Origin of the sequence: Thauera butanivorans NBRC 103042 (assembly GCF_001591165.1) — a bacterium.
In the GTDB taxonomy this organism is placed as follows: domain Bacteria; phylum Pseudomonadota; class Gammaproteobacteria; order Burkholderiales; family Rhodocyclaceae; genus Thauera; species Thauera butanivorans.
Window position 1 is genome coordinate 21543 of sequence record NZ_BCUG01000051.1, and the last position, 21643, is coordinate 43185.

General features: G+C 67.0%; 21 protein-coding genes and 1 pseudogene. 4 read left to right on the forward strand and 18 right to left on the reverse strand.

Annotated elements, in window-relative coordinates; all coding sequences use genetic code 11:
- Positions 1–69 precede the first annotated feature (69 nt).
- From TBU01S_RS17790 to TBU01S_RS17830, 9 genes are all read right to left on the reverse strand, one after another.
- On the reverse strand, positions 70–699 hold the full coding sequence (locus tag TBU01S_RS17790) for a NapC/NirT family cytochrome c (protein WP_068638597.1): 630 nt from the start codon (positions 697–699) through the stop codon (positions 70–72).
- Positions 700–722: 23 nt separating this feature from the next.
- Positions 723–1175, reverse strand: a complete 453-nt coding sequence (locus TBU01S_RS17795; RefSeq protein WP_068638599.1) for a nitrate reductase cytochrome c-type subunit — start codon at positions 1173–1175, stop codon at positions 723–725.
- Positions 1172–2119 (reverse strand): quinol dehydrogenase ferredoxin subunit NapH, encoded by a 948-nt coding sequence (gene napH, locus TBU01S_RS17800; protein WP_068638601.1) that lies wholly within the window; start codon positions 2117–2119, stop codon positions 1172–1174. The genes TBU01S_RS17795 and napH overlap by 4 nt, the downstream gene beginning before the upstream one ends.
- Positions 2116–3003, reverse strand: a complete 888-nt coding sequence (gene napG, locus TBU01S_RS17805) for a ferredoxin-type protein NapG (protein ID WP_068638603.1) — start codon at positions 3001–3003, stop codon at positions 2116–2118. The genes napH and napG overlap by 4 nt, the downstream gene beginning before the upstream one ends.
- A 70-nt stretch (positions 3004–3073) precedes the next feature.
- Positions 3074–5620, reverse strand: coding sequence for a nitrate reductase catalytic subunit NapA (gene napA / locus TBU01S_RS17810; protein ID WP_068638604.1), 2547 nt, complete (start codon positions 5618–5620; stop codon positions 3074–3076).
- A 1-nt stretch (position 5621) separates the two neighbouring features.
- Entirely contained in the window at positions 5622–5876 is a 255-nt protein-coding gene (locus tag TBU01S_RS17815) for a chaperone NapD (RefSeq protein WP_068638605.1), read from the reverse strand.
- Positions 5873–6409, reverse strand: a complete 537-nt coding sequence (napF, locus tag TBU01S_RS17820; RefSeq protein ID WP_083953699.1) for a ferredoxin-type protein NapF — start codon at positions 6407–6409, stop codon at positions 5873–5875. The genes TBU01S_RS17815 and napF overlap by 4 nt, the downstream gene beginning before the upstream one ends.
- Before the next feature lie 121 nt (positions 6410–6530).
- The gene (gene narL / locus TBU01S_RS17825) at positions 6531–7181 is read right to left on the reverse strand and encodes a two-component system response regulator NarL (RefSeq protein ID WP_068638607.1); all 651 of its coding nucleotides are present in this window, start codon (positions 7179–7181) and stop codon (positions 6531–6533) included.
- Positions 7178–9136, reverse strand: a complete 1959-nt coding sequence (locus TBU01S_RS17830; RefSeq protein ID WP_068638608.1) for a histidine kinase — start codon at positions 9134–9136, stop codon at positions 7178–7180. Before TBU01S_RS17830 ends, narL begins: the two co-directional genes overlap by 4 nt.
- Before the next feature lie 297 nt (positions 9137–9433).
- Between TBU01S_RS17830 and TBU01S_RS17835 the strand changes: the two genes are divergently transcribed.
- The gene (locus TBU01S_RS17835; RefSeq protein ID WP_245650973.1) at positions 9434–10129 is read left to right on the forward strand and encodes a Crp/Fnr family transcriptional regulator; all 696 of its coding nucleotides are present in this window, start codon (positions 9434–9436) and stop codon (positions 10127–10129) included.
- Positions 10130–10256: 127 nt separating this feature from the next.
- Here the strand turns inward: TBU01S_RS17835 and TBU01S_RS17840 are convergent, their stop codons facing one another.
- From TBU01S_RS17840 to gmk, 5 genes are all read right to left on the reverse strand, one after another.
- Positions 10257–11684, reverse strand: a complete 1428-nt coding sequence (locus TBU01S_RS17840; protein ID WP_068638610.1) for a 3'-5' exonuclease family protein — start codon at positions 11682–11684, stop codon at positions 10257–10259.
- Positions 11685–11721: 37 nt separating this feature from the next.
- Positions 11722–11910 (reverse strand): DUF3460 family protein, encoded by a 189-nt coding sequence (locus TBU01S_RS17845; protein WP_068638611.1) that lies wholly within the window; start codon positions 11908–11910, stop codon positions 11722–11724.
- An 89-nt stretch (positions 11911–11999) separates the two neighbouring features.
- On the reverse strand, positions 12000–14204 hold the full coding sequence (locus TBU01S_RS17850; protein WP_068638612.1) for a RelA/SpoT family protein: 2205 nt from the start codon (positions 14202–14204) through the stop codon (positions 12000–12002).
- A 22-nt stretch (positions 14205–14226) separates the two neighbouring features.
- The gene (rpoZ, locus tag TBU01S_RS17855; protein WP_004337176.1) at positions 14227–14442 is read right to left on the reverse strand and encodes a DNA-directed RNA polymerase subunit omega; all 216 of its coding nucleotides are present in this window, start codon (positions 14440–14442) and stop codon (positions 14227–14229) included.
- 2 nt (positions 14443–14444) lie between these two features.
- Positions 14445–15059, reverse strand: a complete 615-nt coding sequence (gmk, locus tag TBU01S_RS17860) for a guanylate kinase (protein WP_068638613.1) — start codon at positions 15057–15059, stop codon at positions 14445–14447.
- A gap of 237 nt (positions 15060–15296) precedes the next feature.
- Here gmk and TBU01S_RS23230 point away from each other — a divergent pair.
- A pseudogene (locus TBU01S_RS23230) lies at positions 15297–15962 on the forward strand (aldo/keto reductase); the annotation flags it as partial.
- Here TBU01S_RS23230 and TBU01S_RS25015 read toward each other — a convergent pair.
- A complete protein-coding gene (locus TBU01S_RS25015; protein ID WP_281178468.1) occupies positions 15911–18304 on the reverse strand; it encodes a TOTE conflict system archaeo-eukaryotic primase domain-containing protein in 2394 nt (797 codons plus the stop codon). The pseudogene TBU01S_RS23230 and the gene TBU01S_RS25015 overlap by 52 nt on opposite strands.
- Before the next feature lie 29 nt (positions 18305–18333).
- Entirely contained in the window at positions 18334–19497 is a 1164-nt protein-coding gene (locus TBU01S_RS17875; protein ID WP_068638619.1) for a hypothetical protein, read from the reverse strand.
- Positions 19498–19652: 155 nt separating this feature from the next.
- Here TBU01S_RS17875 and TBU01S_RS17880 point away from each other — a divergent pair, with 155 nt between their 5' ends.
- The gene (locus TBU01S_RS17880; RefSeq protein ID WP_068638621.1) at positions 19653–19898 is read left to right on the forward strand and encodes a type II toxin-antitoxin system Phd/YefM family antitoxin; all 246 of its coding nucleotides are present in this window, start codon (positions 19653–19655) and stop codon (positions 19896–19898) included.
- Positions 19895–20320, forward strand: a complete 426-nt coding sequence (locus tag TBU01S_RS17885; protein ID WP_068638623.1) for a type II toxin-antitoxin system VapC family toxin — start codon at positions 19895–19897, stop codon at positions 20318–20320. Before TBU01S_RS17880 ends, TBU01S_RS17885 begins: the two co-directional genes overlap by 4 nt.
- 241 nt (positions 20321–20561) lie before the next feature.
- Here the strand turns inward: TBU01S_RS17885 and TBU01S_RS25150 are convergent, their stop codons facing one another.
- Complete coding sequence (locus TBU01S_RS25150; protein ID WP_157659194.1) at positions 20562–20888, reverse strand: helix-turn-helix transcriptional regulator; 327 nt, start codon at positions 20886–20888, stop codon at positions 20562–20564.
- Positions 20889–21219: 331 nt separating this feature from the next.
- The coding region (locus tag TBU01S_RS17895) for a hypothetical protein (RefSeq protein WP_217999657.1) at positions 21220–21643 on the reverse strand (424 nt) is incomplete at its 5' end.

Here is a 21643-nt window from a genome sequence, read left to right on the forward strand (position 1 = left end):
AGCGGCTGTCGGTGCCCTTCCCTGCCGAATCCAGAGCGGCCGGATCCCGGCCGCCCTCGCCGGGTCCCCTTATTCAGGCGTCCCCTGCCGGACCGGCGGGTGCAGCACTTCGGGTGCCACGCCTTCGTGCGGGAGGCCGATGTGCTGATCGACCGGCGGCAGCGAGTGGGCAATGCCCTTGTGGCAATCGATGCAGGTCTGGCCCGCGGCGAAGCCGGTCTGGTGCATCTGGTTGGAGCGGCGGCCTTGCACCGAGTAGTCGAAATACTCGTAGTTGTGGCAGTTGCGGCATTCCTGCGAGTTGTTCGCCTTCATCCGCCCCCATTCGTTCTGCGCCAGGCGCAGGCGTTCGGCGGCGAACTTCTCGGGCGTATCGATGGTGCCCATGATCTTGCCGTAGACTTCGCGCGAGGCCTTGATCTTGCGGATCATCTTCGGCCCCCATTCCTTCGGCACGTGGCAGTCCGGGCAGGTCGCGCGCACGCCGGTGCGGTTCTGGTAATGGATGGTGTTGCGGTACTCCTTGAAGACGTTTTCCTCCATCTCGTGGCAGGAAATGCAGAACTTCTCCGTGTTGGTCATTTCCAGGGCCCAGTTGAAGCCGCCCCAGAAGATCACGCCAGCGGCGAAGAGCAGCGCGATGGCAGCCCAGCCGGCGCCGCGAATGCGCTGCATCAGGCTCTTGTTGTTGTCGGTCATGGCGATCCCCGTTGGTCGATGCGTCAGCGCAGCCCTTCCGCGCGCTGGAAACTGTTGCCGACCAGCGGCTTGGCGTCGGTCTGCGGCACGTGGCACTGCATGCAGAAGTAGCGGCGCGGCGAGATGTTCGACAGTTCGCCGCCGTCACGGTCCTTGAAATGGGTCAGGCTGACCTTGGTCGCGTTCGTTTCCTTGTAGCGGCTCCAGGCGTGGCAATCCATGCACTTGTTGAAATTCATCGTGACTTCGTAGCCTTCGACCTTGTGCGGGATCAGCGGCGGCTGCTGTACGTATTCGCGGTCGATCGGCGCCTGGTCGGGCAATTGGCGGAAGTGGCCGACTTGCGGCTCGGGCTCCGCGACGTCGGCTCCGCGGATGCTCTTGACCGTCTGGGCAGTGGCCACTGACGGCATCACCGTGCCGAAGCCGACGGCCGCGACGAGCGCGAGTACCAGATTGCGTGTGATTTTCTTCATGACTCGCTCCTGTTGAATCGGGTCGTAATACGGAAAACGTCTTTGCCGCACACATCCACGCAGCGTCCGCAGGTGGTGCACTCGGCATCCAGAATCAGGGGATGGTCCTGGCCGACGCCTTTCAGCGCCGGACGGATGACCTGGGGTTCGGGGCAGACCGCGAAGCAGTCCATGCAGTCGTTGCAGTCGCGGCGCTTGTCCGCCGACACCTTGACGAGGGAAACCCTCCCCAGCAGGGCATAGAATGCGCCTTGCGGGCACAGGTGGCCGCACCAGCCGCGCGGCGCGATCAGCAGGTCGTACAGGAAGATGCCGCCGACGATGCCCCAGGCCAGGCCGAAGCCGAAGATCAGCCCGCGATGCAGCATCGACACCGGATTCACCCACTCCCAGGCCAGCGAACCGGTCACCGCGGCGATCACCAGCACGAAGCCGAACAGCCAATGGCGGGTGCTGCCCGCCGGCGCCTTGCCGCCTTTCAGGCCGAGGCGGCGGCGCAGCCAGGCGGCGGCATCGGTGACGAGATTCACCGGGCACACCCAGGAGCAGAACAGCCGGCCGCCGAGCAGCAGATAGAAGGCGAGCACGATGCCGCCCCCCAGCAGCGCCTCGCGGTAGGGCCACTGGCCCGCGGCGAGCTGCTGCGCGATCAGGAAGGGGTCGGTCAGCGGCAGCACGCCGAGCGTCAGGCTCGACGACAGGTTGCCCTTGACGATCCACCAGCCGAACCAGGGTCCGGCCAGGAACAGCGCCAGGATGCCCAGTTGCGAGGCGCGCCGCAGCAGCAGCCACTTGTGCGCACGCAGCCAGCCCTTGGCTTCGATCGCCTCGTGCCCGGGCCGCGCCACCACACCGCGCATCGCCGCGCCGCGCACGCTGGTGGGCGGAACCTTGCGTTCCGGCCGAGCACTGGCCGTCTGGCCGGTCGTCGTCTGCGCGTTCATGGCTTCCACCCCGAATCGAGGCCGCCGCCCGGCGGACGGGCAGGCGCATAGTCGGGCACCGCTGGCGCCTGCGGGCCTTCGCCCGGCCGCACGCGGGTGTCGCCGTAGGCCTTGTCTTCCAGGCCGCGCACCGGCAGTTCGAGCTGCTCGCCGATCAGCGATTCGCCGGCGGCGTCCTTCTCTTCCCAGCCGCGCAGGTAGTGCTCGGCCCTTGAGCCCTGCGCGAGCTTGATCGGCAGCACCTTGATCGCCGACTCGCCCGGCAGCACACAGGATTTCTCGCACTTGCCGCAGCCGGTGCAGTGCTCGGAATGCACCGTCGGCAGCAGCATCGCGTGGCGGTCCGAGCGCGGGTTGTGCATGCGCTCGAGCGTGATCGCCTTGTCGATGACCGGGCACACGCGGTAGCACACGTCGCAGCGCAGGCCGAGGAAGTTGAGACAGTTCTCCTGGTCGATCAGCACCGCCAGCCCCATCCTCGCCTCGCCGATGTCGGTGAGTGCGCGGTCGAGCGCACCGCTCGGACAGGCGACGACACAGGGGATGTCCTCGCACATCTCGCACGGGATGTCCCGCGCCAGGAAATACGGTGTGCCGGTCGCCACGCCGTCGCCGAGTTCGGCGAGCTTCAGCGTGTCGTAGGGACAGTCGCGCACGCACAGGCCGCAGCGCACGCAAGCGGCGAGGAAATCGGCTTCGGCGAGCGCGCCGGGGGGGCGGATCGCGGTCGCCGGCAAGGCCGACGCCTGCTTCGCGTAGATGCCCGCGCCGAGCGCGAGCAGGCCCGCGCCGCCGGCAACGCCCGCCGCATCCTTGAGGAAGCGGCGGCGTGGCGACGGCGCGCCTGCTGCGGCACGCGTGGTCGATTTTACAGTGTCGTTCATGGTCGTTGCGAGCCCGCGCCCGGCACCACCCCCCGGCCGGCCGGGCTACGGCGCTCGCACCTCCTGTGGATCAGGCCTTCATCACCTTGACTGCGCACTTCTTGAAGTCGGTTTCCTTCGACAGCGGGCAGGTGGCGTCGAGCGTGAGCTTGTTGACCAGCCTGGCCTCGTCGAAGAAGGGCACGAAGATCAGCCCGACCGGCGGCTTGTTGCGGCCGCGGGTTTCGAGGCGGGCCGTCATTTCGCCGCGGCGCGATGCGACCTTGACCACCATGCCGCGCTGCAGGCCGCGCTTGTGGGCGTCGTCCGGGTGCATGAAGACCTGGGCTTCGGGCACCGAGCGGTGCAGCTCGGGCACGCGGCGGGTCATCGAGCCGGTGTGCCAGTGTTCCAGCACGCGGCCGGTGCACAGCCACATGTCGTACTCGGCATCCGGCATCTCGGGCGGATCCTGGTAGGGCAGCGCGAAGACGACGGCCTTGTTGTCCTTGTGGCCGTAGAACTTCACGCCTTCGCCGGCCTTGACGTAGGGGTCGTAGCCTTCACGGAAGCGCCACAGGGTTTCCTTGTTGTCCACCACCGGCCAGCGCAGGCCGCGCGTCTTGTGATAGACGTCGAAGTCGGCGAGGTCGTGGGCATGGCCGCGGCCGAAGGCGGCGTATTCCTCGAACAGCCCCTTCTGCAGGTAGAAGCCGAGCTCCTTCGATTCGTCGTTCATGTAGCCCGGGATCGCGTGGGCGTTGGCCTTCTCGACGTCGGACAGCGGGAACTTGTTGACCTGGCCGTTGGCGTAGAGCACGTCGTACAGGGTCTTGCCCTTGTATTCCGGCTTCTTGTCGATCAGTTCGGCCGGCCACACTTCCTCGATCTTGAAGCGTTTGGCGAACTGGATGTACTGCCACAGGTCGGACTTGGCCTCGCCCGGCGCCGACACCTGCTGGCGCCAGAACTGGGTGCGGCGCTCGGCGTTGCCGAAAGCGCCTTCCTTCTCGGCCCACATCGCGCAGGGCAGGATCAGGTCCGCCGACAGCGCGGAGACGGTCGGATAGACGTCCGACACCACGACGAAGGCTTCCGGATTGCGCCAGCCCGGGTAGATCTCGTCATTGATGTTCGGACCGGCCTGCATGTTGTTGGTGGTCGTGGTCCAGTAACACTTGATCTTGCCGTCCTTCAGCGCCCGGCTCTGGGCCACGGCGTGATAGCCGACCTTGGACGGAATCGTGCCTTCCGGCAGTTGCCACAGCTCTTCGGTATGCGCGCGATGCGCCGGGTTGGTGACGACCATGTCGGCCGGCAGGCGGTGGGCGAAAGTACCGACTTCGCGCGCGGTGCCGCAGGCCGAGGGCTGGCCGGTGAGCGAGAACGGGCTGTTGCCGGGCTCGGAGATCTTGCCCACCAGCAGGTGGACGTTGTAGATCATGTTGTTCACCCAGGTGCCGCGGGTGTGCTGGTTGAAACCCATGGTCCAGAACGAGACCACCTTGCGGTTCGGGTCGGCGTACTGCTCGGCGAGCTTGAGCAGGCGGTCTTCCGGCACGCCGGACAGCTTCGACACCTTTTCCAGCGTGTATTCGGCGACGAAGGCGGCGAAGTCCTCGAAGCTGCAGTCGCGCGCCGCGCCGGTGTCGCCCTTGGGCTTGCCGTCGGCGCCCGGATAGCCGTTGCTGGTGGCCTTGGCCTCGAGCGGATGGTTGGGGCGCAAGCCGTAGCCGATGTCGCCTTCGCCGATCTTGAACTTGACGTTGCGATTGACGAACTCGGTGTTGACCCGATTGGTCTGGATGATGTGGTTGCAGATGTAGTTCAGGATCGCCAGGTCGGTCTGCGGCACGAAGATCATCGGGTTGTCGGCCAGCTCGTAGGAGCGGTGCTCGAAGGTCGACAGCACATGGACTTCGCAGCCTTCCCTGGACAGGCGGCGGTCGGTGATGCGGCTCCACAGGATGGGGTGCATCTCGGCCATGTTCGAGCCCCACAGCACGAAGCTGTCGGTGTTCTCGATGTCGTCGTAGCAGCCCATCGGCTCGTCGATGCCGAAGGTGCGCATGAAGCCGACCACCGCCGAGGCCATGCAGTGGCGCGCATTGGGGTCGAGGTTGTTGCTGCGGAAGCCCGCCTTCATCAGCTTGGAGGCGGCGTAGCCCTCCCAGATCGTCCATTGGCCCGAGCCGAACATCGCGATCGACTCCGGGCCGTGCTCCTTCAGCGCGGCCTTCCACTTCTGTTCCATGACGTCGAAGGCCTGGTCCCACGACACCGGCGTGAACTCGCCGTTCTTGTCGTACTTGCCGTTCTTCATCCGCAGCAGCGGCTGGGTCAGGCGGTCCTCGCCGTACATGATCTTGGACAGGAAGTAGCCCTTGATGCAGTTCAGGCCACGGTTGACCGGCGAGTCCGGGTCGCCCTGGGTGGCGACGATGCGGCCGTTCTGCACGCCGACCAGCACCGAACAGCCGGTGCCGCAGAAGCGGCAGGCGGCCTTGTCCCAACGCACCTTGGTGCCGGCGCTGGCCGCACCCTGTGCCTGGGTGACCACCGGAATGCCGATGCCGGCGGTCGCTGCGGCCGCGGCGACCGCATTGCTCTTGATGAAATCACGCCGATTCATGCTCATTTCATTCCTCCGTCAATTCCAGACCGTCATCGGTATATTCGTAAGCCAGCGTCACCGCCTGCACCTTGGGCGCGAGGTTCACCGCGAGGATCGAATCGGTGACCGACCAGCCCTCACCATCCTCGACCGTGACCACGATGCGGCCGACCTCCTCGGAAGAGCCGTGGATCTCGACCCCCGGGATCCGTGCCAGCGCCGCCTTGATTTCCGGAAAATCCGCGGGCAGCGCCCGCAGCACCAGACTTGCAATCTTCATCGTTCGCTCTCTGTCGGAAATTCGTTCGCCACCCTGTCCACCGTCATCGCGATCGCCCGCGTCGGACAGGGCGCGAAGCAGGCACCGCAGCCGGTACAGGCATCGGCGTCCAGTTGCGGCAAGGCCACGCCGCCGAGGCGCGGACGGAAGCGGATGGCCCCCACCGGGCAGCTTTCGCCGCAGACGCGGCATTCGACACCCGACTCGGCGAGGCAGCCGCGGCCGACGCCCGCCTTCAGCGCCCAGGGCGCGCCGCCTTCCGCGCTGCGTACCAGCGCCTGCGGCTCGCAGTGCGCCACGCATTCGCCGCAGAACGTGCATTCGCCGGCACCGGCGGAAAAGTCGACACCGGGAAAGCCGCCATCCGCCCGCAGCAGGATGGCTGTCGGGCAAGCGTCGATACAGGCGTCGCAACGGGTGCAGGCGGCGAGGAAGGCCGCCTCTGCCCGCGCCCACGGGGGACGGACGGCGGGGGCCACCGCGCGCATGCCGCCACGCAGAAAACTCCGACGGGAAAGTGAAGCCGTTTGCACGAAACCTCCGGGCACCCTATGTACTGCGTGCCATATGTATGCCGCCGATTCAAACCCATAGCCGGAGTGCGGTCATTGACCGCCGTCAAGAACGGCGCGAATGCAGGAGGCAGCCCGGCCGTCAGGTGCGCAGGTGCGCCACCGCCCACACCGCGGCTTCGACGCGCGAGCGCAGGTCGAGCTTGCGCAGGATGTGCTTGACGTGAACCTTGACCGTGCCTTCGGCGATGTCGAGCTCGCGCCCGATCATCTTGTTCGACAGGCCGGCAGCGATCTTCTCCAGGATGCGCGTTTCCTGCTCGGTCAGTCCGGCTGCGTCGGGCGACTGCGGCCGGGCCTCGCTGCGCAGCGCCGCGGCCAGCAGGTGGTTGAGCTGCGGCGGAATGACGACGCGGCCGGCGGCGACGTCGGCGAGCGCCTCCAGCATCGCCTCGGGCTCCATGTCCTTCAGCAGGTAGCCGTCGGCGCCGCCGCGCAGCGCGGCGACGACGTCCTCGCCCTGGTCGGACACGGTGATCATCACCACTCGCGGCTCCGGCCGCAGCTGGCGCAGCTGGCGCAGTACTTCCAGGCCGTTCATGTCGCGCATGTTGAGATCGAGCAGCACCAGGTCCGGCTGCCGCGCGCGCGCCATCGCGATGCCGTCCTCGCCGCCGGCCGCCTCGCCCACCAGACGGAAGCCCGGCACCGTCTGCAGCAGCTGGGCGAGCCCCTTGCGGAACAGGGGATGGTCATCGACGATCAGGACGGTTTCGGCGGGCAGTTCGTTCATTGGCGGTTTCCTTGCTGGAACAATGCGGTGGCCGCGAACGCGGGCGAAATGGCAGGCGCCGGCATGGCAACGGACGGCGTGGAAGCCGGCGCGACGGCGGCAGCCTGGAAGCGGACACCGACGCGGGTGCCGCCTTCGCTGCGGCGGCCGATCTCGATGTTGCCGCCGAGGCTGCGCGCACGTTCGCGCATGATCGACAGGCCATGGTGGTCGCGGCCGTCGATCGGTCCGTCGTCGATGCCGACGCCGTCGTCCTCGATCGAGACCGTGACGCAGCCCGCGCCGTCGCACTCCAGGCCCACGCGCGCATGCCGCGCCAGCGCGTGGCGCAGCATGTTCGACAGCGCTTCGCGCACGATCTGCAGCACGTGCACTTCCTGGTTGGGCGTCAGGCTGCAGTCGGCCAGGCGGATGTCGAGCACGATGTCGATGCCCGAGCGTTCGCCGTACTCGGCCACTGCCGCACGCAGCAGGCTGCTCAGGTCTGCGGACAGCTCGAGGCGGAAGGACACCAGCAGCTCACGCAACTGGCGGTAGGCGTCGTTCACCCCGCTGCGCAGGTCGGCCAGGATGGTGTCCGCGTCGGCCAGGCGCGCCGGGTCGGCCAGCGCGCGCTGCAGCAGGCTCATCTGGATCTTCATGTAGGACAGCGCCTGCGCGAGCGAATCATGCAGTTCGCGGGCGATCACCGAACGCTCTTCCTGCAGCGCCAGCAGGCGCTCCTGCTCGCTGCGGCGGGCCGCGCCGAGCGCCATGCCGATGTGGCGCGACAGCGCCTCCACCAACTGGCGCTGCCAGTCTTCCAGTCCGCCGTCGGCCGGCAGGGCCAGGCGCAGCATGCCGTAGTGGTGCTCGCGGTCGCGCAGCGGAAAGCGCAGCAGCTTGCGTTCGCCTTCGACCGCCTCGCCAGCGGTCGAAGGCGCGCGGCAGGCGTTGCAGGCCTCGTCTCCGCGCGCGCTGCGGTCGGCACAGGGGCCGATGGTCGAGGCGATCACCGTTGCCGCCCCGCCCTGGCGGGGCTCGATACAGGCGAAGCTGCCGTTCAGGCCGGCGACGTGGTCGATGTCGCGCAGCGTGGCCTCATACACCGCCGGCTCGGTCGGTGCCTGGTAGAGGCGGGCAATGGCATGGTAGAGCAGCTCCAGCGCGCGGTTGCTGCGCTGCAGTTCCAGCGTCTTCTCGGCCACGCGCTGTTCCAGGGTCTGGTACTGGCGGGAGATTTCGCCCGCCATCAGGTTGAAGGTCGCGCCCACGCGGCCGAGCTCGTCGTGGCCGACGTGCTCCACGCGTGCCGAATAGTCGCCGCGCGCGACCGCCCGCGTCGCCGCCAGCAGGCCGCCCAGCGGCTTCAGCAACGAAGCGCGCAGCACCACCAGCGCCGCGGCGATGACCACCAGCGTGGCGATGATGGCGCCGGCCAGGATCTCGCTCAGGTCGCCGATGCGGGCCTCGGTATCCTGCTCCAGCACGAACACCAGCGTATTGAGCTGGTCGACGAAACGGTCGACGTCGCCGAGCAGGGCCTCGATCTGTCCGGCCGATGCCGCCGGCCCCAGTTGCGCCACGCCCTTCAGGCTGGATCTGACGCTGAGCCGCCACGCCGATTCGACACCGCGATAGGTGGCGGCGAACAGGCCGCCGGGCTCGCGCTGCACGATGCGCTGCAGTTCGGGGTGTTCCAGCACGCGCTCGAAGTCGGCAATGGCGGCCTCCACCCGCGGCAGCGACAAGGTCCCGCTCGGCACTCCCGCGATCACCAGGCTCGCCGCCCGATGGGTCAGCCGCCGCAGCGCGCCGGCGTGGTTGATCGCACTGGCACTGCCCTGCACGCTCTCGGCGACCATTGCCGACGCGCTCATGCCGGCCAGGCTGATCAGCGCGAGCGCGAGCATGGCCAGCGCCACCAGCAGCAGGATCGAATGCCTGACGATCAGGCGCGGCATCGCGAATTTCATGCAGTCCCTCCGGCGTCCCCTCTGCCGACGCCCGCTGTGCTTTTCCTGCGGTCCCGGCCGCGTTCCGGCTCTCCATCCGTGCCGGGTCCGGTCCCGGGCCCGGATTTCCGGCCTACCCCTTTATACCCGCAAGTATCGGGTATCGGCTGGGCCACGAATTTTTCATCCAATGTTTACAGACACTTGCATGCCACCCAGATACCTCTTTGGAGGTATGCCGCGCGCCTGCACCACCGCCACCGAGCCTTGGAGGCATCTACCTCCCTGACTAGACTTGGCTGCAGTCAGCAGGAGCCGATGATGACACGAGCCAAGCCCCCCGCCAGCATCCCCAGCCTGCGCGAGATCGCGCCCTTCGATCTGCTCGGCGGCGCGCGCCTGCACCAGTTGGTCTCCGCCTCGCGCCTGGTGCGCGCGGAACGGGGCGAAATCGTCCTCCAGGCGCAGGATGTTCCCTCCTGTATGCACGTGGTCCTCGATGGCGAAGTGAAATGCCTGCTGCTCGCGCCTTCGGGCAGCGAGAAGCTCATCCGCATCGTCGGTGCGGGCGACATCTTCGCCGAGGAAGCCGCCTTGCTGGGACGCCCGGCCATGGCGATGGCCCAGGCCGGACGCAATACCCGGCTGCTGCAGGTGCCGGTGGCGCTGGTGCGTGAAGCGATGGCCGCCGAACCCGCGTTCGCCGAGGCCATGACCACCCGCCTCGCCGCCGCCAGCTACGAGATGATGATGCACATGCAGCTCTGCATCCAGCTCAGCAGCACCCAGCGCGTGGCGCAGTATCTGGCCCAGTTGGCGCCGCAGGGCGCCGAGCACGCGGAAATCCATCTCGCCGCCGACAAGCAGACCATCGCCGCCCAGCTCAACCTGACCCCCGAGACCTTCTCGCGCGTGCTGTCGCGCTTCGTCCGCGACGGCCTGGTGCGCCCGCAGGGGCGCCGCGGCCTGGTGCTGGACAAGGTCAGCCAGTTGCGGCACGCCGCGGCGCATTGAGCACGCTCTGCTTTTTGACCAGCCACCCACAGGAAACACCGCACCCTGTAGGAGCGGCTTCAGCCGCGAAAGGCGGTTGTTCGCGGCTGAAGCCGCTCCTACGCAAAAAAGCAGCCTGCACTCCAGGCTAACAGGCCGGCAGCGGCTCGACCGCCGCCACATGCGCGGGCACGGCGAACCAGCGCCCGAGCAGGCGCCAGGTGTCGATGTCGAAGCGGCGCGCCCTCCCTATCGTCGGCAATTCCTCGCGCCGCGCCACGCTGCCGAGGTGGCACCACTGGTCGAGGACGTGCCAGGCCTCGCGCCCCGAATGGGCGTCGCGCTCACCGACCACCACCGCACCCGGCCATGGCCAGGGCTTGACGCCGAGCGAGGCCAGGCCCCCCAGCAGCCTGGCGTCGTGTTCCGCCGCCGTTTCCCGGCGGGCGCAGACGCCGGCGCAGCGGCGCGCCTGAAACGCCGAGCAGGCTCCGGCCGTACCCGGCTCCAGACCGAGCCGACGCGGGCACAGACGGTAGAGCAAGGCCAGCTCGCGCAAGCGGTTGTCCGCCTCGCGCCTGTTGCGGAACAGGCCATGCAGGCCCGCCCAGGCGGCGGGGTCAGTGCCGGCGACCGGCACCCGTTCGTAGATCGGCGGGCGCCGGCGATTGTCGATCAGACGTAGCGCAAACGCTTCACCACCGTCTTCGGGCAGGCGGTTCGACGGTGGCCGCAGGCGCTTGACGAGCTCGGCTTCGAGCAGCAACGAGCCGAGTTCGCCGGCCGTCGCTATCCACTCGACACGGCGGGTCCGCTCGCGCAGCTCGGCGTCCTTGCCCTTGCGCGTGCTGCCGGCGAAATGCTCCTTGACCCTTGCCCGCAGGCTGGCGGCACGGCCGATGAACAACGGGCGGTCGATGCGTCCGGGCGGTGGCGCTTCTGCTTCGGCATGCAGGAAATAGAGACCGGGTTCGTCCGGCAAGGCTTCGAGCAAGCCTTCCGGCAGGCCGGGCGGGGAGGCCGGCGCCTTCATCGCGCGCTCGACCGCGTGCTGCAGCACCTCGGGCTCGAAGCGCGCCTGCGCCAACTGCACGAACTGCCACAGCGCCTCGGTGTCGCCCATCGCCCGGTGGCGGGCGCCGCAGTGCAGGCCGTGGCGCTCGATCAGCGCATCCAGCCCATGGCGGTGATGCTCGGGAAACAGCGCCCGCGACAGCTTGACGGTACACAGCACCGGCGCATCGAAATCGCGCCCGATGCGGGCGAAGGCATTCTTGATGAAACCGAAATCGAAACGGGCATTGTGAGCGACGAACACGTGGCCGGCCAGCAAGGCCTGCACCTGGTCGGCGAGTTCGTCGAAGCACGGCGCGCCGGCGACCATTTCGTCGCTGATGCCGGTGATCTGCCGGATCAGCGGCGGGATGGGCGTCTGCGGGTCGACCAGGCTTTCCCAGCGGTCGACGAGCACGCCATCCTCGACGCGGAGGATGGCGATCTCGGTGATGCGGTCGCGTACCGGATGGGCGCCGGTGCTTTCGACGTCGATGAAGGCAAGGCGGCGCGGCAGGCTCATGCGTTCGGCGCCCGGCCCGGCATCGAGGGGAGACGGCTCAGTGATTGGCGTCGTAGTAGTAGGGCTTCACCGGCACGCGCGCTTCCTGCAGGCGCTGCTGCTCCTCGACCGATTGCGGCTTGTCCCACCACAGGGCACGGCCTTTCTTCTGCTCGGCCTGCTCTTCGGGATGCTTGGCCATCCATTCGCGCATGAACTTGGTGTGATCGGATTCGTACATCGCCATCGTCGGCCCCCTTTTCTGAAGTGGCCGCAATTCTAGCAGCCGGCGGCAAAACGCGCCGCTGCGGCGATGCACCGCCCCATGCGCAGAACTCAGACCGCCCGGCCGTCGCCCTTGACGCGGCCGATGCGCACCACTTCCTGCACCCTTCGCACCGCGCGCATGACGCGCGCCAGATGCATGCGGTCACGCACCTGCAAGGTGAAGTTGAGCGCGGTGTAGGCACCCTGCTCGTTGTCCATGTGCACGCTCTGGATGTTGCAGTCTTCCTCGGCGATGGCGCTGGCCACCCGCGCCAGCACGCCGCGCGCGTTGCGCGTCAGCACGCGGATGCCGACGTCGAACAGGCGGTCGTCGCCGGCCTCCCATTCCACATCCACCCAGCGCCCGCGGTCGCCGCGCAGCTTGGCCACGCTCGGGCAGTCGTGGGTATGCACTTCCAGCCCCTGGCCCTTGCGCAGCGTGCCGATGATCGGATCGCCCGGGATCGGATGACAGCAGCGCGCCAGCTGCACCGCGATGCCTTCGGAGCCGCGGATCGTGATCGCGCCCGCCGGCTTCGGCTTGACCACGTCGGGCCGGCCCGACTCCATGTCCTGCGCCTGCGCCAGGCGGCGCGCGATGATCGCCGGCAGGCGCTTGCCCAGGCCGAGGTCGGAGAAGATTTCCTTCTTGTGGCGCACGCCGCGGTCGCGCAGGAAGCGCTCCCAGGCAAAAGTCGAGATCTGGCCCAGGGTCAGGCCATGCGGCCGCAACGCCTGATTGAGCAGGCGCTCGCCCAGCGCGACGGACTCGTCCTGCTGGGCGTTCTTCATGAAATGGCGGATCTGCGCCCGCGCCTTGCCGGTGCGCGCATACGACAGCCAGGCCGGGTTGGGGTTGGCGTGGGCGGCGGTGATGATCTCGACCTGGTCGCCATTGTTCAGCTCGCTGCGCAGCGGCATCAGGTCGCCGTTGATGCGGCAGGCCACGCAGCGGTTGCCGATGTCGGTATGCACCGCGTAGGCGAAATCGACCGGCGTCGAGCCCTTGGGCATCGAGAAGATCGTGCCCTTGGGCGAGAACACATAGACCTCGCCCGGGAACAGGTCGATCTTGACGTGCTCCAGGAACTCGGTGGCCTCACCCGAGGCGGATTGCAGCTCGAGCAGGGACTGCAGCCAGGAATGCGTCTTCTGCTGCAGCTCCGTCAGCGTCTTCTCGTCTTCCTTGTACAGCCAGTGCGAGGCCACGCCGGCCTCGGCGATGTGGTGCATCTCGCGCGTGCGGATCTGCACTTCGACCGGCGTGCCGAAGGGGCCGATCAGCGTCGTGTGCAGGCTCTGGTAGCCGTTGGCCTTGGGGATCGCGATGTAGTCCTTGAACTTGCCCGGCACCGGCTTGTACATCGAGTGCAGCGCGCCCAGCGCGAGGTAACAGCTCGACACCTCGCCGACGATGACGCGAAAGCCGTAGATGTCCAGCACCTGTGAAAACGACAGGTGCTTTTCGACCATCTTGCGGTAGATGCCGTAGAGGTGCTTCTCGCGGCCGCTGACCTCGGCCGTGATGCCCCATTGCGGCAGCCGCTCCTGGATCGCCGTGCTGACCTTGCCGACCACTTCGCGGCGGTTGCCGCGCGCCGCGCGGATGGCCTTGGCCAGCACCTGGTAGCGCAGCGGGTACTTGTTGCTGAACGACAGCTCCTGCAGTTCGCGGTACAGGTCGTTGAGGCCGAGCCGGTTGGCGATCGGCGCGTAGATCTCGAGCGTCTCGTTGGCGATGCGGCGGCGCTTGGCCGGGCGCATGTGGCCGAGCGTGCGCATGTTGTGCAGGCGGTCGGCGAGCTTGATCAGGATGACGCGCAGGTCGCTCGCCATCGCCAGCAGCATCTTGCGGAAGTTCTCGGCCTGCGCTTCCTCGTGCGAACGGAACTCGATCTTGTCGAGCTTGGACAGGCCGTCGACCAGCTCGGCCGACACCTTGCCGAAGCGTTCGGCGATCTCCGCCTTGGGGATGTGGGTGTCCTCCATCACGTCGTGGAGGAGCGCGGCGATCAGCGCCTGCGGATCGAGGTGCCAGTCGGCCACCAACGAGGCCACCGCGACCGGATGGCTGACGTAGGGCTCGCCGCTGACGCGGAACTGCCCGGCATGGGCATCGGCGGCGAAGTGATAGGCTGCTTCCACGCGACCCACGTCCTCGGCACGCAGGTAGGTCAGCAGCTTGGTCTTCAGTCCCTGGAAGTCGAGCGACAGCACGCACGACGGCGGCGGGCGGAAAGGTTCCTGAGGGGCGCCCCGCTCGCTCTCGTCCATGTCTAGCCCCTCACGACCCGGCTCAGGCCTGGCCGCGGTTCAGCATCTCCAGCCCGACCTTGCCGGCGGCGACTTCGCGCAGCGCGATCACGGTGGGCTTGTCCTTGTCGGACGGGTCGAGCTCGATCTGCGGCGTGCTGCCGATGGTCAGCTGGCGCGCACGGTAAGTGGCCGCCAGCGTGAGCTGGAAGCGGTTGGGGATCCTCTTGAGGCAATCTTCGACGGTGATGCGGGCCATGTTCAATCCTGTTCCAAAAAGTCGAAATATTCGGGATGGCGCTTGCGCTGGTTGGAATGGCGCAGCCTCGAGGCGCGTACCACGGCAACCAAGTCGTCCAGCGCCTGATCGATTTCGTCGTTGATTATAACGTAGTCGAATTCCGCCACATGCCGCATTTCCCCACGCGCGCCCAGCAGGCGCCGGCTGATGACCTCGTCGCTGTCGGTGCCGCGCCCGCGCAGGCGGGATTCGAGTTCCTCCATCGACGGCGGCAGGATGAACACCCCCACCGCTTCCGGGAAGACCTTGCGCACCTGCTGGGCACCCTGCCAGTCGATCTCCAGCAAGGTATCGCGCCCGGCGGCGATCTGCTCGCGCAGCCAGACCTTGGAGGTGGCGTAGTAGTTGCCATGCACCTCGGCCCACTCGAGGAACTCGCCGCGGTCGCGCAAGGCGCGGAAAGCCGGCACATCGACGAAATGGTACTCCCGCCCGTCCTGCTCGCCGGCGCGCGGCGCGCGCGTGGTGTACGAGATCGACAGCTGCACGCGCGCATCGCGCTGCAGCAGGCCGTGCACCAGCGTGGTCTTGCCGGCGCCGGACGGCGCGGTGACGATGAAAAGGGTTCCGGACATGGGGACGCTCGCAAACTCGCAAAAAACACCGCCCGGTGGGCGGTCGAAGGCTGCGATTGTAACGCGGGCGGAACGGAGGGTCGTGGGCAGCGCCCGCACCGCCTGTCGGCCGCCCTCTGCGGGCTCGACTGATCTACGATGCGACGACAAGCCGACAATCATGGGATGAATGACATGAAGACCATTGCACTACCCTCCGGAGAGCACGTCCCCGCGCTGGGCATGGGAACCTGGATGATGGGCGAAGACCCGGCGCGCAGGGCCAACGAGATCGCCTCGCTGCAGCACGGGATCGGCCTCGGCATGACGCTGATCGACACCGCCGAGATGTACGGCGAAGGCGCCGCCGAGACCCTGATCGGCGAAGCCATTCGCGGCCGCCGTGACCAGGTCTTTCTCGTCAGCAAAGTCTATCCGCACAACGCCGGCCGGCGCTCGATGCCCATCGCCTGCGAACGCAGCCTGCAGCGGCTCCGCGTGGATTGCCTGGATCTGTACCTGCTGCACTGGAGCGGCTCGATCCCGCTCGATGAAACAGTGGAAGCCTTCGAACGCCTGCGGGCAGCCGGCAAGATCCGCCACTGGGGCGTCAGCAACCTGGACGTGCGGGACATGAAAGCCCTGTTCGCCGAGCCGGAAGGTGAACGCTGCGCCGTCGATCAGGTGCTCTACAACCTGTCCCGCCGCGGCATCGAATGGGATCTGCTGCCCTGGTGCCAGACCCACGACATGCCGGTGATGGCCTACTCGCCGCTGGAGCAGGCGCGGCTGCTGCGCAATCGGGAACTTGCATCGCTTGCCGCATCGCGGGGAGCCACCGCCGCCCAACTGGCGCTGGCCTGGCTGCTCCATCAGGAAGGCGTCATCGCCATCCCCAAGGCGACGGGCCGCAGTCGGGTGGAGGAGAACTTCGGCGCGCTGGAGCTCGTCATCGATGCCGAGCTTCGGGCAGCGCTGGATCGGATCTTTCCGCCGCCTGCCGGTCCTGGTCCATTGGAGATGATCTGATACTGCTGCAGCGTGCCCTTCCACGAGATCGGCATGGCCAGCACCAGGGTGTCGAGTGGCGGGTGGTCGAATCCTTCCCCGACCAGTCTGCCGGTGGCCAGCAGCACGCGGGGCACGGCGGCGCCCATGGCGTCCAGTTCCGCGGTCAGCGCGGCACGTTGCTTCTCAGACATGCGGCCATGCAGCGCATACAGCGTCTGGATGCGTCCCGCCAGGGCGGCATGGAGGGCATTCAGGTGTTCGGTGCGCTCGGTCAGCACCAGTATCTTGCGCCCCTGGGCAAAAGCCTCGGCGATCGCATCCGCGATGGCTTTCGTGCGATCGCCATCATTGGCGATTTCCTTGAAGACGTCCTGGATGCCGGTATCGGCGGCCAGGCTGATTGGAGCCGACAGGTAGCGGGGCACCACCTCCAGGATCTGTGGGGCACCCGCAGGCCTTGACGCCGTGTGTCGGATCGGACCGCACTGCATGAAGATGATCGGCTGCCGTCCGTCACGCCGGATCGGGGTGGCGGTCAGGCCCAGCACGTACCTGGCGCGGACACGCTTGAGGATGGTCTCGAAGGAAAATGCCGACAGGTGATGGCATTCGTCGACGATGACGTGCCCGTAGTCCTCCACCGCCACGCCTTCCTGCCTGGACAAGGACTGCATGACCGCGATGTCGATCCTGCCGGTGGGCCGGCTCTTGCCGCCGCCAATGGTGCCGACCATGTCGCGCCCACCCGCCAGAAAGGCCTGCAACCGCGCCTGCCACTGCCTGAGCAGTTCGGTGCGATGCACCAGCACCAGCGTATTGACGCCCCGGTGGGCGATCAGCGCCGCGGCCGTGACGGTCTTGCCGAAGGCGGTCGGCGCACAGAGGATGCCGGTATCGTGGCGCAGCATCGCGGCAACAGCCTCCTCCTGATCAGATCGCAGCGTGCCGGCGAATACGACTGCCCCCACGCTTGCGGCTGGCGCCCCTTCGCTGCCCCCCGAGGGGGCGACTCCCGGCTTGGGGCGGCCCGGCGCCGGGAGACCGACCTCCAGCACCTGTCCGCCGTTTCGCTCGTCCCGCACGTCACAGCGGATGCCGTTCTCGCGCAACAACGCCCTGGCAGCATCGAGGCAACCACGCGGCAGGGCGATGTGCCGGGGGAAATTCTCGGCGCAGCCGATCACCCGGGGCTTGTCCCAGACCGGCAGGCGCATCGCCTGCGCCCTGTAGAATTCGGGGTTCTGGAAGGCCGCCAGCCGGATCAAGCGGTTGGCGAGCGCCTGGGGAAGCTGGGCCTTGTCGAAGTAGAGCAGATTGGCCAGGGTCACCGTCAGCGCGGCCGGCATCGGACCCGGCAAGCGCGGACTGGCCGGTGCCGGACCTTTCCATGGCTCCAGCAGATCGTCCTCGGTAATGAAGGTCACATCCAACGGGTGAGAGCCTCCGGTCGCCCACAGGATCACCGGCTCGATGTCATGCGGCACCATGGGCGCCACCGACGCCAGAAAGGCCCACTGGTCGGCATATGGCCGCAGCGCGTCATCGACGAACAGGCTGCCACCGTGTGCGCGTGACGCTTTTTGCAGCGGCAAGGCGATCAGGTTGCCGAAGCCGCCTTTGGGCAGGCTGTCCTGATTCGGGAACAGCCGGTCGTAGGACGTGAGCTGCAACTGCCGGGTACGCGCGCAGGTGTGGCTAATGAGGGCGGTGCCGAGCCGCCGCGCATCCCTTGCGGGGACGTTCGACGAGAAGAATATCCACGCATGGGCACCATTACCCGAGCGCGAAATTTCCAGTGCAACGGGCACGTCCAGATCCTGGCAGGTGCGGACGAAGGCCTGCGCGTCGTTGCGCCACTCGGCCGCGTCGAAATCCACCGCGAGAAAGTGGCAACTATCGTCGGCCAGCAGCGGATACACGCCGATGACATGGCGGCCGGCGAGGTGGTCATAGACCGTCCGATCCGTCAGCGGGACGAACAAGCGCTGACCGCAATCCGCGCATTTGACGCGGGGCTTGCCGCACACCCCCGCACGCCATTCGTTGGCACAGGCCGGCGCGTAGCCGCTCTTGCCCGCCTTGTTTTCCCAACGCACGGGATAGACGTCGCTGCGGCCCCGGAACAAGCGGCGAAACAGCGCGACCTTTTCATCCGTGGACAATGGAGCGCCGGCAAGCTGCTCGGCTTCGGGCTGGCGCCAGGCGATGCCATGGGCTTCGAGCAGTTCGACCAGCCGCGCGTTTTCGACGCGCAAGCGGGCAAGCTCATCGTCCCCGCCCGCCGTCATCCCGACCACAAACCCGCTGCCGTCAAGCGGCGCAGCAGGGCACCCCGCTTCGCGTGGGGCACCAGGAAGCGGCGCAGGGCGCGTTCGAATTCCTTCGGGGTGGACGTCAGTGTGTAGGCTTCCGCCAGATCCGTGAGCGCCCGCACCGCATACTCGTAGCCCAAGGCCGTGCCGCGCCGGGCCTGGGCATCGATGGCCTCCCAACGCTGATCGGCTTCGGCCATCAGACGTCGCAAGTCCTCTTCACGCTCACGGCGACGCGCTGCCTCTTCTTCGGCGCGTTGCCGCGCCTCGCGCTCCTGCCGCACGGAGGAGAGTGATTCGGCCAGCTCGCGCAGCTCGGCCACGCTGCGCCTGCGCGCACCGGGGTCGGCGGGCAGCCGTTGCGCCTTCAGCCAAGCGGCGTGGTGGCCCCTGACGTGGCGCTCGGCCTCCTGCCCCCGTCCCTGCGCGAGCCGCTTCAGCACGTCCAGCATCGCCTCGCGCGGCCATGTTTGCAGCCAGGCGTCGAAACGCGCATCGTCCCCCTCTGCATCCCCTGCCGCGGCTGGCCGCCCCGGTACGCTGCCGGCCGCCGCCGCGGTCAGCATGTCCGGGTCGATCTCCAGGAACTCGGCCAGCGCCTGCTGCGCCGGGGACAAGGTCGACAAGCCTGCCGGCACCTCGGGTTCTGCCTCGTCCTCGGGCAATTCGCCGGCACCGGCCAGCCAGCCCAAGTAGAGCGGCCGCAGGTCGCCGCGCAGCAACTCGTCGCGCAGCGGCAGCAGGCGCTGCATCCAGCCGTTGCCGTCGTCCATGCCGAAGCGGTCGTAGTCTTCACTTTCGTACAGCGACCAATGGATGATCCAGTGAGCGCTGGTCTTGTCGAAATCAAGTACGTGCCGAACGACGAACGCCTCCAGTTCCGCCCGGCGGAACACCTCCAGCGGCACGCGCAGGGCCAGGCGGCAACTGCACCAGCAGGCGGTGTAGACGAAGGCATCGAAATGGCGCCGCATCCAGTCAGCCGGATCGGCCTTCAGGTCGCCCCACTCGTAGTGGTTGACGAAGCCTGATGGAGAGATCTGCGCCCGGCTGGAGACGGCGCGCAGTTCCGCCATTTCAGCCTGGCTGAGTGGCCGGTCGATGGCGGCGAATTCGTAGTATTGGTATTCGCTCATGGGTTATCGGAGGGGGTTACCCGTGTCGTGTGGTCGTTGTATTACTGGGGCCGCCTTCGGCGAACGGCTGAAGGCCGATTCTATGCGGACGAAACGCCATCCTTGATTCTACTAGGACCGGTCTATAGACTAGTCTTATCTAACCGGAGAATGCCATGAATCTTGAAATCGGCTCGTATGAGGCCAAGACCAAGCTACCGGAGTTGCTCCGCGGCGTACAGGCGGGCAAGCGCTACACGATCACCCTGCGCGGCGAACCGGTTGCTGACCTGGTGCCAGCCGAAGGTACCAGGCAAGCGGATGCCGTGACGGCCGTCGAGGCAATGCGCCAGTTCATGCGCGCGGCACCGCCTGCCAAGGGGATCGATCTCAAGGCGCTGATCAACGAAGGCCGGGCATGAGTTTCGTGCTCGACAACTCGGTGGCGATGTGCTGGCTGCTGGCCGATGGCAAGCCTGCCGATGTGGCTTACGCCGAGACCGTGCTGGATGCACTGCAGGAACGGCAGGCGCTAGTCCCATCGCTGTGGGCTTTGGAGGCTGGCAATGTCATCGCCAGGGGCGAAGCCAAAGGACTGCTCACCGAGGCCCGTTCCCAAGAGTTCATCGTCCTCCTGGGACGGTTGAACATCGCAACGGATACGGCCACAGCAGCACACGCCTTGGGCGACACGCTGCACTTGGCCCGACGCTACAAGCTGTCGGCCTACGACGCGGCGTATCTGGAGTTGGCCCTGCGAACCGGTTTGCCGCTCGCGACGCTGGACGCAGACCTCAAGAAGGCGGCGCAGGCCGCGGGCGTGCAAGCGTTCGCCCTGGATTGACCAGCGGAGAGGTGGTAGCCCATGCCATCGGGATGTAGATGGACTGGTTCGTCTTGGTGCGGGAAGGATGCAGCGACCACACGCCGCGCGCCAGGTCGAACTCCGCCCACTTCGCCGACAGCAGTTCCATCTTGCGCACGCACAGCGCAAGCAGCCATGTTCAAAGATCCTCGGTGATGAGGGGATTGTCCCGACTGAGCAAGCCAGTCGAGAAAGCGATCACGCTCTCCCTCCAAGGGAATCAGGTAGGCCACGAGATCCAGGAACGGTTCGACGCGCAGCCGCCAGTCCGCCGGTGCCGCACGCCCGGGCGGGCGCCACAGGTTGAGCGCGAGCCGGTTATCCGAGGGCCGAGCTTGACCGAGGCCGGCAGGCTGCCGTTCTTGGTCCAGTTCCACACGGTGGCGATGCTGACCCCGAAAAGCGTGCTGACGACGCGCACGCGCACGAACCCGTCATCGGGAAGAGCGTGAAAGTTGGCAAGGGGTGCCGGAAGGGCTGTCGCGGCGGCCGGAGCACCAGCCGCGGTATGCGAGTCGGGCTCGCACAGGGTAGTAGAAGAGTGCATGTGGTTCCTCGTTTCGACGGGGAACCGGCGCAGCTAGTGTGGTGTTGCACGCTAATGAATCCATACAAAATCCAATAACGACAACAAGTTACGATCGAATATAAGTCACTTCAAGAACGCATCACTACACTAGGTATGGTTGGCGATTGGTGCAGTTGGCGAGTGATGCTTGCCGGGTCCTACGGTAACAGGCGAGATGTACTCACGTCTCGCCCGGCGCCGGTGCTCAGGTTGCCACCGGTGGCGGAAGCTTAACCGTTGTCTAGGGTCTGTTGACAATCATGCGAGCCATATGACGGAGGCAGTCAGGGCGACGAAGGAAGCAAATCGTTCAGCGAGCTTGTCGTAGCGGGTGTTCGGCGACGCCATGGACCTCCTGCAGGCGCAGCCAAGTACCCATGGCCTTGGCGAAAGCCTGCAAGTTAGCGTCCAGATGGGCCGGGCTGACCAGGGCCAACAGCTCGGGGGAGGCCATCAGCGCATCCATGCCGCGATAAAGCCAGTACTGGTGCAGGCGGTCGAGCTTGTTGCCATCGCGGTGCCATGCGGCCCGTGCCTGGGCATCCACTTCGACGATTTCCAGTTGCTCGCCTTGTCGCACAAAGCGGATGCTGTCGTCGTAGCTGAAAGCGTCTGCCGATCGCTTGATGAAGGCGTTCAATTCGATCTGCGCATGGAGCAGCGCAACGAACGCCTTGTACAGATCGAGCCGGGGGCCGGGTGCTTCGCTGGATGGGAACAGGAAAGGGGTAAGG